Source organism: Actinacidiphila glaucinigra (assembly GCF_900188405.1).
Taxonomy (GTDB): Bacteria; Actinomycetota; Actinomycetes; order Streptomycetales; family Streptomycetaceae; genus Actinacidiphila; species Actinacidiphila glaucinigra.
In genome coordinates this window covers 174748-190433 of record NZ_FZOF01000015.1, presented here as the reverse complement: position 1 = coordinate 190433, position 15686 = coordinate 174748, and the positions used below count along the sequence as shown (strand labels likewise).

Below are 15686 nucleotides of genomic sequence, written 5' to 3'. Positions count from 1 at the left end.
GACCGGGATACGGCCGATCTCCTGCCCCTGCTGCTTGTTCTGCACGGCCGAGACGTAGCCGCGACCGCGCTCGACGGTCAGCTCCATCTCCAGCTTGCCCTTGCCGTTCAGGGTGGCCAGCACCAGATCGGGGTTGTGCACCTCGACACCGGCCGGGGGCGCGATGTCGGCGGCGGTGACCACACCCGGACCCTGCTTGCGCAGGTACATCACGACCGGCTCGTCGTGCTCCGAGGAGACGACCAGCGACTTGATGTTCAGGATGAGGTCGGTGACGTCCTCCTTGACGCCCGGCACGGTCGTGAACTCGTGCAGGACACCGTCGATCCGGACCGAGGTGACAGCGGCACCCGGAATCGAGGAGAGGAGCGTGCGGCGGAGCGAATTGCCGAGGGTGTAGCCGAAGCCCGGCTCCAGCGGCTCGATCACGAACCGGGAACGGAACTCGTCGACGACCTCTTCGGTCAACGAGGGGCGCTGAGCGATCAGCATGAGGTATTGCCTCCAGTCTTCGGCACCCACTATTTGATGCCGAGGCTTCAAGGGTACGGGCGGTGCGGCACAGAGTGCGCCGCACCGCCCGGGACCGTGAGCCCTGCTACTTCGAGTAGAGCTCGACGATCAGCTGCTCCTGCACCTGGGTGTCGATCACCGGGCGCTCGGGCAGGTTGTGCACGAGGATCCGCAGACGTGAGGGGATCGCCTCCAGCCAGGCCGGGACGGTCCTCTCGCCGGCCTCCCCCTGAGCCACCTGGAAGGGGGTCAGGTTACGGGAGGACTCGCGGACCTCGACGATGTCGTTCGCGACGACACGGGCCGACGGGATGTCGGTCTTGACGCCGTTCACGAGGAAGTGGCCGTGACGGACCAGCTGTCGCGCATGATCACGCGACTTGGCGAAGCCCGCCCGGTAGACCACGTTGTCCAGCCGGGACTCGAGGATGCGGAGCAGGTTCTCACCGGTCTTGCCGGTCCTGCGGTTCGCCTCCACGTAGTACCCGCGGAACTGCTTCTCAAGGACACCGTAGATGCGCGCGCACTTCTGCTTCTCGCGCATCTGCAGGAGGTACTCGCTGTCCTTGGTGCGCCCGCGTCCGTGCTCACCCGGGGGGTAAGGACGGATCTCGATCGGGCACTTTGCGCTCTCGCACTTGCTCCCCTTGAGGAAGAGCTTCTGCTTCTCCCGACGGCAACGCTTGCAGTCGGCCCCGGTGTAACGCGCCATTCCTGTTTGTCTCCTACCTGCTCAGCGGATTGCTGATCAGACGCGCCGGCGCTTCGGCGGGCGGCATCCGTTGTGCGGGGTCGGAGTGACGTCCTGGATCGAGCCGACCTCGAGGCCGGTGGCCTGGAGGGAGCGGATCGCGGTCTCACGGCCGGAGCCGGGGCCCTTGACGAACACATCGACCTTGCGCATGCCGTGCTCCTGCGCGCGACGCGCGGCCGACTCGGCGGCCATCTGCGCGGCGAACGGGGTCGACTTGCGCGAGCCCTTGAAGCCCACGTGGCCGGCGGAGGCCCAGGAGATCACGTTGCCGGACGGGTCCGTGATCGAAACGATGGTGTTGTTGAACGTGCTCTTGATGTGGGCGTGCCCATGAGCGACGTTCTTCTTCTCCTTGCGGCGCACCTTCTTGGCGCCGGCCTGACGGCCCTTCGGAGGCATATGTGGTTACTCCCGGTGGAGGTGGTCGGTCCTACAGCGAAGACCGCTGACGAGCGTCCGCTGAGGACTACTTCTTGCCCGGCTTCTTCTTGCCGGCGATGGCGCGACGCGGGCCCTTGCGGGTGCGGGCGTTGGTGTGGGTCCGCTGGCCGTGGACCGGCAGGCCGCGACGGTGGCGCAGGCCCTGGTAGCAGCCGATCTCGACCTTGCGACGGATGTCCGCCTGGATCTCGCGACGGAGGTCACCCTCGGTCTTGATGTTGGCGTCCACGTACTCGCGGATCTTGACCAGGTCCTCTTCGTCCAGGTCGCGGACCCGGGTGTTCGGGTTCACGCCGGTGGCGGCGAGGGTCTCCTGGGCAAGGGTGCGGCCGATGCCGAAGACATAGGTGAGGGCGACCTCCACACGCTTCTCGCGCGGGATGTCGACACCTGAAACGCGTGCCATTCAATGGCTCCTGTGGTGTCCGGGGGTCTTCCGCAGCACCGTTCCTGACCGCCGTACGAGGTACGGATCAGGTCTCCGGCCCCCGCCGGAGGTGCCGTCAGCCGGAGAGTTGCTCCGACCGGACGGGCGCTGCGTATGTACATGTGTTGCTCGCGTGGCGCGAAGAACTGCGAGGTGCAGGTCGGCGTGCGTCAGCCCTGGCGCTGCTTGTGGCGCAGGTTGTCGCAGATGACCATGACCCGGCCGTGACGGCGGATCACCTTGCACTTGTCACAGATCTTCTTGACGCTCGGCTTGACCTTCATGGAATTCAGGTTCTCCGGGTCGTGAGATCTACTTGTAGCGGTAGACGATCCGTCCGCGCGTGAGGTCGTAGGGGGACAGCTCCACAACGACCCGGTCATCGGGAAGGATGCGGATGTAGTGCATGCGCATCTTGCCACTGATGTGCGCGAGGACCTTGTGACCGTTCTGGAGCTCCACCTTGAACATCGCGTTCGGCAGAGACTCGATCACGGTGCCCTCGATTTCGATGGCGCCTTGCTTCTTGGCCATGTCCTGCTTTCGGGATCGGCTACCTTGATCGGCTTTTGGCATGCCTGAAGGCATGCCTGGGCCGACGTGACAGTCTACGTCAGCCGTTCCTGAAAGACGAATCCGGGTTGTATGCCCGCGAAAGATGATCGATAAGCGGGATGGAGGGGGCGCTCAGGCGAGCGGGTCCGGCGCGGCCGTGATCCCGTACTCCGCCAGCTTGGCCTTGCCGCCGTCGCGGGCGGTCAGGACCAGCGGGCCCTCCTCGGTGAGCGCGACGGAGTGCTCCCAGTGGGAGGACCAGGTGCCGTCGTCGGTCTTGACCGTCCACTCGTCCTCGAGGACGTGGGTGAGCGGGGTGCCGAGGCTGACCATCGGCTCGATGGCCAGGCACATGCCGGGCACCAGGCGCGGACCCTTGCCGCGCTTGCGCGAGACGTAGTTCAGCAGATGGGGGTCCATGTGCATCTGCGAACCGATGCCGTGGCCGCCGTACTCCTCGATGATCCCGTACTTGCCGCCGCCGGGCTTCGGCTGCCGGCGGATGTACGTCTCGATGGCACGGGAGATGTCGACCAGCCGGTCGCCCTTGCGGAAGGCCGCGATGCCCGCCCACATGGACTCCTCGGTCACCCGGCTGAGCTCGACGAGCTCCGGGGCGTGACCGCTCCCCACGAAGGCGGTGTAGGCGGCGTCGCCGTGCCAGCCGTCGACGATGGCACCGCAGTCGATCGAGATGACGTCGCCGTCCTTGAGGACGGTCGCGGTGTCCGGGATGCCGTGGACGACGACGTCGTTCACGGAGGTGCAGATCGTGGCGGGGAACCCGCCGTACCCCAGGAAGTTCGGCTTCGCCCCGTGGTCGGCGAGGACCTTGCGGGCCACGTCGTCCAGGTCCTTGGTGCTGGCCCCGGGGACGGCCGCCTCACGGGTGGCCTCGTGGATCGCGGCGACGACCAGGCCCGCCGCGCGCATCTTCGCGATCTGCTCGGGGGTCTTGATCTCCACCATCGGTCCTGGCCTTCCTTCGTCCCACCGGATACCTCAACGGTACGGCCGCGGGGTCCTGGGGGACACCGCGGCCGCAACGGTCGTGCAGATGCTCAGGCGGCGCTGCCGCCCGCGTCCTTCTTGTCGTGCAGCGCGTCCATCGACCGCTTGGTCACCTCGGCGACCTTGCCCAGGGCCGAGATGGTGCGCACCAGGCCCTGCTGCTCGTAGTAGTCGATGATCGGCTCGGTCTTGCTGTGGTACTCCTCCAGCCGGACGCGCACCTTCTCCTCGGTGTCGTCCGACCGCTGGTAGAGCTCGCCACCGCACTCGTCGCAGACGCTGTCGTCCGCCGGAGGGTTGTACACCACGTGGAAGACGTGGCTGCCGTTCTTGCGGCACAGCCGGCGACCGGCGATCCGCTTGACGACCTCCTCCTCGGGCACTTCGAGGTCCAGGACAGCGTCCAGCGCTATCCCGTTCTCGGCGAGGATCTTGTCGAGCGCCTGGGCCTGGCCCACGTTCCGCGGGAAGCCGTCGAGCAGGAAGCCGTTCGAGGCGTCCGGCTGCAGCATGCGGTCCTTGGCCATGCCGATGGTGATCTCGTCGGGTACCAGCCGGCCGGCGTCCATGTACTCCTGGGCCTTGCGGCCCAGCTCCGTGCCCTGGCTGATGTTCGCCCGGAAGAGGTCGCCCGTGGAGATGTGCGGGATCGACAGGTTCCTGGCAAGGTACGCGGCCTGCGTACCCTTGCCGGCCCCGGGGGGCCCGACGAGGACGATGCGCATCAGCGGAGGAACCCTTCGTAGTTACGCTGCTGAAGCTGGCTCTCGATCTGCTTCACGGTCTCCAGGCCGACACCCACGATGATCAGGATGCTCGTCCCGCCGAACGGGAAGTTCTGGTTCGCGTTGAACAGCACCAGCGCCACTGTGGGCACCAGGGCGATCAGACCCAGATACATCGCGCCCGGCCACGTGATGCGGTTGAGCACGTAGCTGAGGTACTCCGCGGTGGGACGACCAGCCCGGATGCCCGGGATGAACCCACCATACTTCTTCATGTTGTCCGCGACTTCTTCGGGGTTGAAGGAGATGGCCACGTAGAAGAAGGCAAAGAAGACAATCAGCAGGAAATACGCGGTGATGTAGATCGGGTGGTCGCCCTTGACCAGGTTGTCCCTGACCCAGTTTGCCCAGGTAGAGGTGGATCCACTGAACTGGACGACCAGTGACGGGATGTACAGGAGCGATGACGCGAAGATGACGGGAATCACACCCGCCTGGTTCACCTTCAGCGGGATGTAGGTGGAGGTTCCACCGTACGAACGACGCCCGATCATGCGCTTCGCGTACTGCACGGGGATGCGGCGCTGCGCCTGCTCGACGAAGACGACGAGGGCGACCATCGCCAGACCCACCAGGATGACGGCGCCGAACTCGACCCAGCCGTCCGCGATGTTCCCGGACTTCTTGATCGCCCAGAGGGCGCCGGGGAAGCCGGCCGCGATCGACAGGAACATCAGGATCGACATGCCGTTGCCGATGCCGCGGTCGGTGATCAGCTCGCCCAGCCACATGATGAGGGCGGTGCCCGCCGTCATCGTGATGACCATCGTGATCGTGGTGAAGATCGACTGGTCGGGGACGATGTTGAAACGGTCGGGACACTGCTGGAAGAGGCTGCCGGAGCGGGCGGTGGCCACCAGGCCGGTGCCCTGCAGGACCGCGAGCGCCACGGTGAGATAACGCGTGTACTGCGTGATCTTCGTCTGGCCCGCCTGGCCCTCCTTCTTGAGGGCTTCCAGGCGCGGGATGACCACGGTGAGCAGCTGCAGAATGATGCTCGCGGTGATGTACGGCATGATGCCGAGCGCGAAGATCGTGAGCTGCAGAAGCGCGCCGCCGCTGAAGAGGTTCACCAGGCCGAACAGGCCCTGGTTCCCCCCGACCGCCTTGATGCAGGAGTTGACCACCTGGTAGTCGACCCCTGGGATCGGGATGTGGGCTCCCAGCCGGAACAGCACCATGATGGCCAGCGTGAACAGCAGCTTCTTGCGCAGGTCGGGCGTCTTGAACGCCCGGGCGAACGCGGTGAGCACGGTGCCTCCTGCGCCCCCCGCTTCTTGGGCGGGAGGTGACGGTGTTGAAAGCTACGAATGGTGGAACTGCAAAACGATTGGGCTGCCTGACCCGCGTCAGCGCACAGGCTCCGCAAGACTAGCCCGGCCCACCTTACCGGCGAGCATCCGTCCCCGGAATGACCAACCGGGGATGCCCCGCACGAAAGTGCGGAACATCCCCGGCTGGATGCGGCATCACTGTCAGACGAGCTCGGTGACCGAGCCGCCCGCGGCGGTGATCTTCTCCTTGGCGGAGCCGGAGACCGCGTCGACGGTCACCTGCAGCGCCACGGAGACCTCGCCGGTGCCGAGCACCTTGACGAGCTGGTTCTTCCGCACAGCACCCTTGGCGACCAGGTCGGCCACCGTGACCTCGCCACCCTCGGGGTAGAGCGCGGCCAGCTTGTCCAGGTTCACGACCTGGAACTCGGTGCGGAACGGGTTCTTGAAGCCCTTCAGCTTCGGGAGGCGCATGTGGAGGGGCATCTGCCCGCCCTCGAAGCGCTCCGGAACCTGGTAGCGGGCCTTCGTGCCCTTGGTACCACGACCGGCCGTCTTGCCCTTGGAGCCCTCACCACGACCGACACGGGTCTTGGCGGTCTTGGCGCCCGGGGCCGGACGGAGGTTGTGGACCTTCAGCGGAGACTGCTCTCCCATGTCAGTCGACCTCCTCGACCGTGACGAGGTGGCGGACGGTGTGGACCATGCCGCGGATCTCCGGGCGGTCCTCCTTGACCACGACGTCGTTCAGCCGCTTCAGGCCGAGCGAACGCAGGGTGTCACGGTGGTTCTGCTTGCTGCCGATGTAGGACTTGACCTGCGTGACCTTGAGGCGAGCCATCACGCACCCACCCCAGCACGCGCACGGAGCAGAGCAGCCGGAGCCACGTCCTCGAGCGGCAGACCACGACGGGCGGCGATCTCCTCGGGGCGCTGCAGGCCCTTCAGAGCCTCCACCGTGGCGTGCACGATGTTGATCGCGTTGTCGGAGCCGAGCGACTTCGACAGCACGTCGTGGATGCCGGCGCACTCCAGGACGGCGCGCACCGGACCACCGGCGATCACACCCGTACCGGGGGAAGCAGGCTTGAGCAGGACGACGCCCGCGGCCTTCTCGCCCTGGATCGGGTGGGGGATGGTGCCCTGGATACGGGGGACCTTGAAGAAGTGCTTCTTGGCCTCCTCAACGCCCTTGGCGATGGCGGCCGGCACCTCCTTGGCCTTGCCGTAACCGACACCCACGGTGCCGTCACCATCGCCCACCACGACCAGCGCGGTGAAGCTGAAGCGACGACCACCCTTCACAACCTTGGCGACGCGGTTGATCGCGACGACGCGCTCAACGTACGCGGTCTTCTCGGCGGCAGCTGCGCCGCCGTCACGGCCCTTCCGGTCCCGCCGCTCGCCGCCACCGGCACCGCCACCGCGGCGCTGGGGTCCAGCCATTGGATTTACCTCTCTCTGTTTCCGCTAGCTACGGAACCGGCTCAGAAACCGAGCCCGGCTTCGCGGGCGGCGTCGGCCAGGGCAGCGATGCGACCGGCGTACCGGTTGCCACCGCGGTCGAACACAACGGTCCCGACGCCGGCCGCCTTGGCCCGCTCGGCGACCAGCTGGCCGACCTTCTTCGCCTGCTCGGTCTTGTCGCCCTCGGCACCCCGGATCGAGGTGTCCAGGTGCGAGGCCGAGGCCAGGGTGTGGCCCTTCAGGTCGTCGATGACCTGCGCCGTGATGCCCCGGTTGGAACGGGTCACGACCAGGCGCGGACGCACCTCGGTGCCCGAGATCCGCTTGCGGACGCGGATGTGGCGACGCTTCTTGGCAGCGCCCTTGTAAGCGTCGCCCTTGGCGATCTTCACGCCGTATGCCATGGCTTACTTACCAGCCTTTCCGACCTTGCGGCGGATGACTTCGCCCTCGTACTTGACGCCCTTGGCCTTGTACGGGTCGGGCTTCCGCAGCTTGCGGATGTTCGCGGCGACCTCGCCGACCTTCTGCTTGTCGATGCCCTCGACCGAGAACTTGGTGGGGTTCTCGACCTTGAAGGAGATGCCCTCGGGGGCCTCGACGACGATCGGGTGGCTGTAGCCCAGGGCGAACTCCAGGTTGGAGCCCTTCGCCTGGACGCGGTAGCCGACACCGCTGATCTCGAGCTTCTTCACGTAGCCCACGGTCACGCCGGTGATCATGTTCGCCACCAGCGTGCGGGACAGGCCGTGCAGGGCCTTGTTCATACGCTCGTCGTTCGGACGCGACACCTGAAGGGTGCCGTCCTCGCTCTTGACGATGTCGATCGGCGCGGCAACGGTGTGGGTCAGGGAACCCTTGGGGCCCTTCACCGAGACCGTCCGGCCATCGATGGTGACGTCCACGCCGGCGGGAACCGGGATGGGCAGCCGTCCAATACGCGACATGGCTATACCTCCGTTTCCCGACTACCAGACGTAGGCGAGGACTTCCCCACCCACGCCCTTCTTGTTGGCCTGCTTGTCGGTGAGGAGACCGTGGGAGGTGGAGATGATCGCCACGCCCAGGCCGCCGAGCACCTTCGGCAGGTTGGTGGACTTTGCATAGACCCGCAGACCGGGCTTGCTGATGCGCTTGATGCCGGCGATCGAGCGCTCGCGGTTCGGACCGAACTTCAGGTCGATGGTGAGGTTCTTGCCGACCTCGGCGTCCTCGACCTTCCAGCCCTGGATGTAACCCTCCTGCTGGAGGATCTCCGCGATGTGCGACTTGATCTTGCTGAACGGCATGGTGACCTCGTCGTGGTACGCGGAGTTCGCGTTCCGCAGACGCGTCAGCATGTCTGCGATCGGGTCAGTCATGGTCATGTGATGGCCTTAGGCCTCTCTCGCCGGGGTTTCCTATATGCGCCATCCCTCTCCCCCATGAGACTGGGGACGGGTGCGGCGCGGGGACCTACGGCGTAGTAAGACGGTCATGGGCGGCGGGCGCCCAACCCTTCTACCCTACGGTATTCAGGGCTGGGCTCCCGCCACTCATCTGCTTACCGAGAGCCCTGGTTCTTTACCAGGAGCTCTTGGTCACGCCCGGCAGCTCACCGCGGTGCGCCATCTCACGAAGGCACACGCGGCAGAGGCCGAACTTGCGGTACACGGAGTGCGGACGGCCACAGCGCTGGCAGCGCGTGTAGCCACGCACGCCGAACTTGGGCTTGCGGGCGGCCTTCGCGATAAGAGCCTTCTTCGCCACGGCTCACGCCTCCTTGAACGGGAAGCCGAGGTGACGGAGGAGCGCGCGGCCCTCAGCGTCGTTGGTCGCCGTGGTCACCACGGTGATGTCCATACCCCGGGTGCGGTCGATCTTGTCCTGGTCGATCTCGTGGAACATGACCTGCTCCGTGAGACCGAAGGTGTAGTTGCCACGGCCGTCGAACTGCTTCGGCGACAGACCGCGGAAGTCGCGGATGCGCGGGAGCGCGAGCGACAGCAGACGGTCCAGGAACTCCCACATGCGGTCACCGCGGAGGGTGACGTGGGCGCCGATCGGCTGACCCTCACGCAGCTTGAACTGCGCGATGGACTTCCGGGCCTTGGTGACGGCCGGCTTCTGGCCGGTGATCGTGGTGAGGTCGCGGATCGCGCCCTCGATCAGCTTGGAGTCGCGGGCGGCGTCGCCCACACCCATGTTGACCACGATCTTGGTGAGACCGGGGATCTGCATGACGTTCTCGTACTGGAACTCGTCACGCATCTTGCCCGCGATCTCCTCGCGGTAGCGTGCCTTCAGACGAGGCGAAGTGGTGGCAGTCATCAGATGTCCTCACCCGTCCGCTTGGCAACGCGGATCTTGTTGCCCTCGTCGTCGAAGCGGTAGCCGACGCGAGTCACGACCTTGTTGCCGTCCTTCTCAACGACCAGCTGGACGTTGGAGACGTGGACGGGCGCCTCGGTCGTGATGATGCCGCCGGTCTTCGAACCGCGAGCGGTCTGGCCGGCCTTGGTGTGCTTCTTGACCCGGTTGACACCCTCGACCAGGACACGGTCCTCAGCGGGGTAGGCCGCGATGACCTTGCCCTGCTTTCCCTTGTCCTTACCGGTGATGACCTGGACCAGGTCGCCCTTCTTGATCTTCATCGGTTACAGCACCTCCGGCGCGAGCGAGACGATCTTCATGAACTTCTTCTCGCGCAGCTCCCGGCCCACGGGGCCGAAGATGCGGGTGCCGCGGGGGTCACCGTCGTTCTTGAGGATGACGGCCGCGTTCTCGTCGAAGCGGATGTACGAGCCGTCGGGACGCCGGCGCTCCTTGACGGTGCGCACGACGACCGCCTTGACGACGTCGCCCTTCTTCACGTTGCCACCGGGGATCGCGTCCTTGACGGTGGCGACGATGACGTCACCGATTCCCGCGTAGCGGCGACCGGAGCCACCGAGCACACGGATGCAAAGGATCTCCTTTGCGCCCGTGTTGTCGGCGACACGCAGTCGCGACTCCTGCTGGATCACGTCTATCTCCTGATCGTCTGCCGGTTCCCTCCGGGGCGGGCCCGGAGAGCCTGGCGGAACCGTCCTGCGGGGAACCCCCCGCAGGAATTACGTGCCGGCCGGGGCCGGGCCGCGCGAACGGGTCGCGCGGCCCGGCCGGCCGGGTGTTACTTGGCCTTCTCGAGGATCTCGACGACGCGCCAGCGCTTGCTCGCGGACAGCGGCCGGGTCTCCATGAGGAGGACACGGTCGCCGACGCCCGCGGCGTTCTGCTCGTCGTGCGCCTTGAGCTTGTTGGTACGGCGGATGACCTTGCCGTACAGGGCGTGCTTCACACGGTCCTCGACGGCGACCACAACGGTCTTGTCCATCTTGTCGCTGACCACGAGGCCCTCACGGGTCTTGCGGTCACCGCGCTGCTCGCTGCTCTCAGTCACATTCTTCTCGCTCATCAGGCGCTCTCCACCGTCTCGATGCCGAGCTCACGCTCACGCATGAGGGTGTAGATCCGGGCGATGTCCTTGCGGACAACCTTCAGCCGGGAGTTGTTCTCGAGCTGTCCGGTGGCCGCCTGGAAGCGGAGGTTGAACAGCTCCTCCTTGGCCTCACGCAGCTTGCCGACGAGTTCCTCGTCGCCCAGCTGGCGCAGCTCGGTCGCCTTGGTACCGGCCGCCATTACAGCTCACCTGCCTCGCGCCGGACGATCCGGCACTTCATCGGAAGCTTGTGGGCGGCTCGGGTGAGCGCCTCACGCGCAACCTTCTCGTTCGGGAAGGACAGCTCGAACATCACCCGACCGGGCTTGACGTTCGCGACCCACCACTCCGGGGAGCCCTTACCGGAACCCATGCGGGTTTCGGCCGGCTTCTTCGTGAGCGGACGGTCCGGGTAGATGTTGATCCAGACCTTGCCGCCACGGCGGATGTGACGGGTGATGGCGATACGAGCGGACTCGATCTGCCGGTTCGTCACGTACGCGGGGGTGACGGCCTGGATGCCGTACTCACCGAACGCCAGCTCGGTGCCACCCTTGGCCATGCCATCACGCTTCGGGTGGTGCTGCTTACGGTGCTTGACCCGACGGGGGATCAGCATGGGGGTCAGGCCTCCGTTCCGGTGGTCTCCGCAGCCGGAGCCTCAGCAGTGGTCGCCTCGGCCTTGGGGGCCTGGGCGTCACCCTGGGGACGACGGCCACGGCCGCCGCGCTCGCCACCGCGGCGCTGCGGACGGTCGTTGCCGCCACCACGGGCCGGGCGGTTGCCGGCACGGGCGGCGGCGTTGTCGGCGCGGACCTCGGCGATGTTCTTCACATTGCCCTTGTAGATCCACACCTTCACGCCGATGCGGCCGAAGGTCGTACGGGCCTCGAAGAAGCCGTAGTCGACGTTGGCGCGCAGGGTGTGCAGCGGGACGCGACCCTCGCGGTAGAACTCCGAGCGGGACATCTCGGCGCCGCCGAGACGGCCACCGCACTGGATCTTGATGCCCTTGGCGCCGGCCTTCATCGTGCTCTGCATCGACTTGCGCATGGCACGACGGAAGGAGACGCGCGAGGACAGCTGCTCGGCGACGGCCTGGGCCACCAGCTGAGCGTCCGTCTCCGGGTTCTTGACCTCGAGGATGTTCAGCTGGACCTGCTTGCCGGTCAGCTTCTCCAGGTCACCGCGGATGCGGTCGGCCTCCGCGCCGCGACGGCCGATGACGATGCCCGGCCGGGCGGTGTGGATGTCGACGCGGACGCGGTCACGGGTGCGCTCGATCTCGACCTTCGAGATGCCGGCCCGCTCCATGCCCTGCGTCATCATCCGGCGGATGGCGACGTCTTCCTTGACGTAGTCCTTGTACAGCTTGTCGGCGTACCAACGGGACTTGAAGTCCGTGGTGATGCCGAGGCGGAACCCGTACGGGTTAACCTTCTGGCCCATTACCGGGTTCCTTCCTTGCTGCTGACGACCACGGTGATGTGGCTGGTCCGCTTACGGATCCGGTAGGCACGACCCTGGGCACGCGGACGGAACCGCTTCAGGGTCGGGCCCTCGTCCACGAACGCCTCGCTGATGTACAGCGACTGGGCGTCGGTGTGGTCGTAGTTGTGCGCGGCGTTGGCAATGGCGCTGTCGAGCACCTTGCCCACCGGCACGCTCGCGGCCTGCGGGGCGAAACGCAGGACCGCCTGAGCCTCCGTGGCGCTCATGCCACGGATGAGGTCCACCACGCGGCGGGCCTTCATGGGCGTGACGCGGATGTACCGCGCCTGGGCCCTGGCTTCCATGGTTGTCCCTTCGGTGTCTGTCTGTGTCGTCACTGTTCCGCTCCGCAGGTCAGCGACGACGCGACTTGCGGTCGTCCTTCTCGTGGCCGCGGAAGGTGCGGGTCGGCGCGAACTCGCCGAGCTTGTGGCCGACCATCGACTCGGTGACAAACACCGGGACGTGCTTACGGCCGTCGTGCACCGCGATCGTGTGGCCCAGCATCGCCGGGATGATCATCGAGCGGCGGGACCAGGTCTTGATGACGTTGTGGGTACCGGCCTCGTTCTGAACGTCCACCTTCTTGATCAGGTGGTCGTCGACGAAGGGCCCCTTCTTGAGACTACGCGGCATCTAAACCCGCTCCTAGCGCTTCTTGTTCGTCTTGCGGCGGCGGACGATGTACTTGCTGCTGGCCTTCTTCGGCGAGCGAGTACGACCTTCCTTCTGACCCCACGGGCTGACCGGGTGGCGACCACCGGAGGTCTTGCCCTCACCACCACCGTGCGGGTGGTCGACGGGGTTCATGGCCACACCGCGGACGGTCGGGCGGACGCCCTTCCAGCGCATACGGCCGGCCTTGCCCCAGTTGATGTTCGACTGCTCGGCGTTGCCGACCTCGCCGATGGTGGCGCGGCAGCGCGCGTCGACCAGCCGGACTTCACCGGAGGGCATGCGAAGGGTGGCCATGGAGCCCTCCTTCGCCAGCAGCTGCACCGAAGAGCCCGCGGAACGGGAGATCTTCGCGCCGCCGCCGGGACGCAGCTCGATGGCGTGGACGGTCGTACCCACCGGGATGTAGCGCAGCGGCAGGTTGTTGCCCGGCTTGATGTCGGCGCCAGGGCCGTTCTCGATCCGGTCACCCTGGCTCAGCTTGGCCGGGGCCAGGATGTAGCGCTTCTCGCCGTCCGCGTAGTGGAGCAGCGCGATGCGCGCGGTGCGGTTGGGGTCGTACTCGATGTGCGCGACCTTGGCCGGCACGCCGTCCTTGTCGTGACGACGGAAGTCGATCACGCGGTAGGCGCGCTTGTGGCCACCACCCTGGTGGCGAACGGTCACACGACCGGCGTTGTTACGGCCGCCCTTGCTGTGCAGGGGGCGGACCAGCGACTTCTCCGGCGTGGACCGCGTGATCTCGACGAAGTCGGCGACGCTGGAGCCACGACGGCCCGGGGTCGTCGGCTTGTACTTGCGGATACCCATTTCTCAGTCCTCGGAAGATTCCGGACTTCTGAACGTTCCGGTCCCCGTTAGGAGACCGGGCCGCCGAAGATGTCGATGCGGTCGCCCTCAGCGAGGGTCACGATGGCGCGCTTGGTGTCCTTGCGCTTGCCGAAACCGGTCTTGGTGCGCTTGCGCTTACCCTGACGGTTGATCGTGTTGACCCCGGTGACCTTGACCGAGAAGACCGTCTCGACGGCCTGCTTGATCTGGGTCTTGTTGGCACGCGGGTCGACGATGAACGTGTACTTGTTCTCGTCCAGCAGCGCGTAGCTCTTCTCGGAGACCACCGGCTTGACCAGGATGTCACGGTGGTCCGTGAAGGTCTTGCTGGTGATCGCGGTCTGCTCGGCCATCAGGCGTCGCTCCCTTCGGTCTCGGCGGCGCCGTTACCGATGAAGCGGTCGAAGGCGGCCTTGGTGAAGACCACGTCGTCGGAGACGAGCACGTCGTACGTGTTCAGCTGGCCGGCCTCCAGGATGTGCACCTGGGGCAGGTTGCGCGCGGAGAGCCACGCGGCCTCTTCGGCGCGGTCGGCGACGAGCAGCACGTTCTTGCGGTCGCTGATCTTGCCCAGCAGCACCTTGGCGGCCTTCGTCGACGGGGACTCGCCCTCGATGACGCCGGTCACGACGTGGATGCGGTTGTGACGCGCCCGGTCGGTGAGGGCACCGCGCAGGGCGGCGGCCTTCATCTTCTTCGGGGTCCGCTGCGAGTAGTCACGCGGCACGGGACCGTGCACGACGCCACCACCGGCGAACTGCGGGGCGCGGGTCGAACCCTGACGGGCGCGGCCGGTGCCCTTCTGGCGGTACGGCTTCTTGCCACCACCGCGGACCTCGCCACGCGTCTTGACCTTGTGCGTGCCCTGACGGGCCGCGGCCAGCTGCGCCACGACGACCTGGTGGATCAGCGGGATGCTGACCTTCGCGTCGAAGATCTCGCCCGGGAGCTCAACGGTCCCGGTCTTGTCGCCGGCGGGCGACAGAATGTCAATGGTGCTCATATCCTCAGGCCCCCTTGGCCGCGGTGCGGACCAGGACGAGGCCGCCGTTCGGGCCGGGAACCGCGCCCTTGATGAGCAGCAGGCCCTTCTCCGCGTCAACAGCGTGGACGGTCAGGTTCTGGGTGGTGACCCGCTCGTTGCCCATGCGGCCCGCCATGCGCAGACCCTTGAACACACGGCCCGGGGTGGCGCAGCCACCGATGGAGCCGGGAGAGCGGTGCTTGCGCTGGGTGCCGTGACCGGCGCCGAGGCCCTTGAAGTTGTGACGCTTCATGACACCGGCGAAGCCCTTGCCCTTGCTCTTGCCGGTGACGTCAACCTTCACGCCGGCCTCGAACACCTCGGCGGTGATCTCCTGGCCGAGGGTGTACTCGGCGGCGTCCGCGGTGCGGAGCTCCACCAGGTGGCGGCGGGGGGTCACGTCGGCCTTGGCGAAGTGGCCCTTGAGGGGCTTGTTCACCTTGCGCGGGTCGATCTCGCCGAAGGCGATCTGGACCGACTCGTAACCGTCGACGTCGTTCGTGCGGACCTGGGTCACGACGTTCGGACCGGCCTTGACCACGGTCACCGGGACGACACGGTTGTTCTCGTCCCAGACCTGGGTCATGCCGAGCTTCTCGCCCAGGATGCCCTTGATCTGCTTAGCCATCTGTTCCGCGCCTCTCAGAGCTTGATCTCGATGTCGACGCCGGCCGGAAGGTCCAGGCGCATCAACGAGTCAACGGTCTTGGGCGTCGGGTCGAGGATGTCGATCAGGCGCTTGTGCGTGCGCATCTCGAAGTGCTCGCGCGAGTCCTTGTACTTGTGCGGCGACTTGATGACGCAGTACACGTTCTTCTCAGTGGGCAGCGGCACCGGGCCCGCGACCTGCGCACCAGTACGCGTCACCGTCTCGACGATCTTCTTCGCCGAGGAGTCGATGACCTCGTGGTCGTAGGCCTTGAGCCGGATGCGGATCTTCTGTCCCGCCATGGCTACTTCGTAGTCCTGTCTGCTAGT

30 protein-coding genes are annotated in these 15686 nt (G+C 66.4%); all 30 read right to left on the bottom strand.

From position 1 onward, the window contains the following. On the bottom strand, positions 1 to 492 hold a 492-nt coding region (locus tag CHF15_RS26935; protein ID WP_143681629.1), incomplete at its 3' end, for a DNA-directed RNA polymerase subunit alpha. A gap of 106 nt (positions 493 to 598) precedes the next feature. Continuing rightward, positions 599 to 1225 carry a 30S ribosomal protein S4 gene (gene rpsD, locus CHF15_RS26930; RefSeq protein ID WP_089226451.1) on the bottom strand — a complete coding sequence of 209 codons (627 nt, stop codon included), beginning with the start codon at positions 1223 to 1225 and terminating at the stop codon, positions 599 to 601. A gap of 36 nt (positions 1226 to 1261) precedes the next feature. Next, a complete protein-coding gene (rpsK, locus tag CHF15_RS26925) occupies positions 1262 to 1666 on the bottom strand; it encodes a 30S ribosomal protein S11 (protein ID WP_018558890.1) in 405 nt (134 codons plus the stop codon). A 67-nt stretch (positions 1667 to 1733) separates the two neighbouring features. Further along, positions 1734 to 2114 carry a 30S ribosomal protein S13 gene (rpsM, locus tag CHF15_RS26920; RefSeq protein WP_089226450.1) on the bottom strand — a complete coding sequence of 127 codons (381 nt, stop codon included), beginning with the start codon at positions 2112 to 2114 and terminating at the stop codon, positions 1734 to 1736. A gap of 191 nt (positions 2115 to 2305) precedes the next feature. Then, on the bottom strand, positions 2306 to 2419 hold the full coding sequence (gene rpmJ / locus CHF15_RS26915; protein ID WP_003956441.1) for a 50S ribosomal protein L36: 114 nt from the start codon (positions 2417 to 2419) through the stop codon (positions 2306 to 2308). Positions 2420 to 2447: 28 nt separating this feature from the next. Continuing rightward, positions 2448 to 2669, bottom strand: coding sequence for a translation initiation factor IF-1 (gene infA / locus CHF15_RS26910; protein ID WP_003956442.1), 222 nt, complete (start codon positions 2667 to 2669; stop codon positions 2448 to 2450). Positions 2670 to 2822: 153 nt separating this feature from the next. Next, positions 2823 to 3659, bottom strand: a complete 837-nt coding sequence (gene map, locus CHF15_RS26905; RefSeq protein WP_089226449.1) for a type I methionyl aminopeptidase — start codon at positions 3657 to 3659, stop codon at positions 2823 to 2825. Positions 3660 to 3751: 92 nt separating this feature from the next. Beyond that, on the bottom strand, positions 3752 to 4426 hold the full coding sequence (locus CHF15_RS26900; RefSeq protein ID WP_089226448.1) for an adenylate kinase: 675 nt from the start codon (positions 4424 to 4426) through the stop codon (positions 3752 to 3754). Beyond that, complete coding sequence (gene secY, locus CHF15_RS26895) at positions 4426 to 5739, bottom strand: preprotein translocase subunit SecY (protein ID WP_018558886.1); 1314 nt, start codon at positions 5737 to 5739, stop codon at positions 4426 to 4428. Before secY ends, CHF15_RS26900 begins: the two co-directional genes overlap by 1 nt. Before the next feature lie 222 nt (positions 5740 to 5961). After that, positions 5962 to 6417: a 50S ribosomal protein L15 gene (rplO, locus tag CHF15_RS26890; protein WP_018558885.1), complete on the bottom strand. Its 456-nt coding sequence runs from the start codon at positions 6415 to 6417 to the stop codon at positions 5962 to 5964. A gap of 1 nt (position 6418) precedes the next feature. After that, positions 6419 to 6601, bottom strand: coding sequence for a 50S ribosomal protein L30 (gene rpmD, locus CHF15_RS26885; RefSeq protein ID WP_018558884.1), 183 nt, complete (start codon positions 6599 to 6601; stop codon positions 6419 to 6421). Next, a complete protein-coding gene (gene rpsE, locus CHF15_RS26880; RefSeq protein WP_003998815.1) occupies positions 6601 to 7206 on the bottom strand; it encodes a 30S ribosomal protein S5 in 606 nt (201 codons plus the stop codon). The genes rpmD and rpsE overlap by 1 nt, the downstream gene beginning before the upstream one ends. A 41-nt stretch (positions 7207 to 7247) precedes the next feature. Next, positions 7248 to 7631, bottom strand: a complete 384-nt coding sequence (gene rplR / locus CHF15_RS26875) for a 50S ribosomal protein L18 (RefSeq protein ID WP_018558883.1) — start codon at positions 7629 to 7631, stop codon at positions 7248 to 7250. A 3-nt stretch (positions 7632 to 7634) separates the two neighbouring features. After that, on the bottom strand, positions 7635 to 8174 hold the full coding sequence (gene rplF, locus CHF15_RS26870) for a 50S ribosomal protein L6 (protein WP_089226447.1): 540 nt from the start codon (positions 8172 to 8174) through the stop codon (positions 7635 to 7637). Positions 8175 to 8195: 21 nt separating this feature from the next. Continuing rightward, a complete protein-coding gene (gene rpsH / locus CHF15_RS26865) occupies positions 8196 to 8594 on the bottom strand; it encodes a 30S ribosomal protein S8 (protein WP_018558881.1) in 399 nt (132 codons plus the stop codon). 196 nt (positions 8595 to 8790) lie between these two features. Further along, positions 8791 to 8976, bottom strand: a complete 186-nt coding sequence (locus CHF15_RS26855; protein WP_003948630.1) for a type Z 30S ribosomal protein S14 — start codon at positions 8974 to 8976, stop codon at positions 8791 to 8793. Positions 8977 to 8979: 3 nt separating this feature from the next. Further along, a complete protein-coding gene (rplE, locus tag CHF15_RS26850) occupies positions 8980 to 9537 on the bottom strand; it encodes a 50S ribosomal protein L5 (RefSeq protein WP_018558880.1) in 558 nt (185 codons plus the stop codon). Next, positions 9537 to 9860: a 50S ribosomal protein L24 gene (gene rplX, locus CHF15_RS26845; protein ID WP_089226445.1), complete on the bottom strand. Its 324-nt coding sequence runs from the start codon at positions 9858 to 9860 to the stop codon at positions 9537 to 9539. The genes rplE and rplX overlap by 1 nt, the downstream gene beginning before the upstream one ends. Before the next feature lie 3 nt (positions 9861 to 9863). Next, entirely contained in the window at positions 9864 to 10232 is a 369-nt protein-coding gene (gene rplN / locus CHF15_RS26840) for a 50S ribosomal protein L14 (RefSeq protein WP_004946682.1), read from the bottom strand. 146 nt (positions 10233 to 10378) lie between these two features. After that, on the bottom strand, positions 10379 to 10663 hold the full coding sequence (rpsQ, locus tag CHF15_RS26835) for a 30S ribosomal protein S17 (RefSeq protein ID WP_018558878.1): 285 nt from the start codon (positions 10661 to 10663) through the stop codon (positions 10379 to 10381). Beyond that, entirely contained in the window at positions 10663 to 10887 is a 225-nt protein-coding gene (gene rpmC / locus CHF15_RS26830; RefSeq protein WP_018558877.1) for a 50S ribosomal protein L29, read from the bottom strand. Before rpmC ends, rpsQ begins: the two co-directional genes overlap by 1 nt. Further along, positions 10887 to 11306, bottom strand: coding sequence for a 50S ribosomal protein L16 (gene rplP / locus CHF15_RS26825; RefSeq protein ID WP_018558876.1), 420 nt, complete (start codon positions 11304 to 11306; stop codon positions 10887 to 10889). Before rplP ends, rpmC begins: the two co-directional genes overlap by 1 nt. Before the next feature lie 5 nt (positions 11307 to 11311). After that, positions 11312 to 12136 (bottom strand): 30S ribosomal protein S3, encoded by an 825-nt coding sequence (gene rpsC, locus CHF15_RS26820; RefSeq protein WP_089226444.1) that lies wholly within the window; start codon positions 12134 to 12136, stop codon positions 11312 to 11314. Next, positions 12136 to 12483 carry a 50S ribosomal protein L22 gene (gene rplV / locus CHF15_RS26815; protein ID WP_018558874.1) on the bottom strand — a complete coding sequence of 116 codons (348 nt, stop codon included), beginning with the start codon at positions 12481 to 12483 and terminating at the stop codon, positions 12136 to 12138. Before rplV ends, rpsC begins: the two co-directional genes overlap by 1 nt. 49 nt (positions 12484 to 12532) lie before the next feature. Beyond that, positions 12533 to 12814: a 30S ribosomal protein S19 gene (rpsS, locus tag CHF15_RS26810; RefSeq protein ID WP_018558873.1), complete on the bottom strand. Its 282-nt coding sequence runs from the start codon at positions 12812 to 12814 to the stop codon at positions 12533 to 12535. A 12-nt stretch (positions 12815 to 12826) separates the two neighbouring features. Beyond that, positions 12827 to 13663 (bottom strand): 50S ribosomal protein L2, encoded by an 837-nt coding sequence (gene rplB, locus CHF15_RS26805; RefSeq protein WP_018558872.1) that lies wholly within the window; start codon positions 13661 to 13663, stop codon positions 12827 to 12829. Positions 13664 to 13710: 47 nt separating this feature from the next. Further along, on the bottom strand, positions 13711 to 14037 hold the full coding sequence (rplW, locus tag CHF15_RS26800) for a 50S ribosomal protein L23 (protein WP_089226443.1): 327 nt from the start codon (positions 14035 to 14037) through the stop codon (positions 13711 to 13713). Next, positions 14037 to 14687 carry a 50S ribosomal protein L4 gene (rplD, locus tag CHF15_RS26795; protein WP_089226442.1) on the bottom strand — a complete coding sequence of 217 codons (651 nt, stop codon included), beginning with the start codon at positions 14685 to 14687 and terminating at the stop codon, positions 14037 to 14039. The genes rplW and rplD overlap by 1 nt, the downstream gene beginning before the upstream one ends. Positions 14688 to 14691: 4 nt before the next feature. Next, positions 14692 to 15336, bottom strand: a complete 645-nt coding sequence (gene rplC, locus CHF15_RS26790; RefSeq protein WP_018558869.1) for a 50S ribosomal protein L3 — start codon at positions 15334 to 15336, stop codon at positions 14692 to 14694. Positions 15337 to 15350: 14 nt separating this feature from the next. Then, positions 15351 to 15659 (bottom strand): 30S ribosomal protein S10, encoded by a 309-nt coding sequence (gene rpsJ / locus CHF15_RS26785; protein ID WP_014144312.1) that lies wholly within the window; start codon positions 15657 to 15659, stop codon positions 15351 to 15353. Between the last annotated feature and the right edge of the window lie 27 nt (positions 15660 to 15686).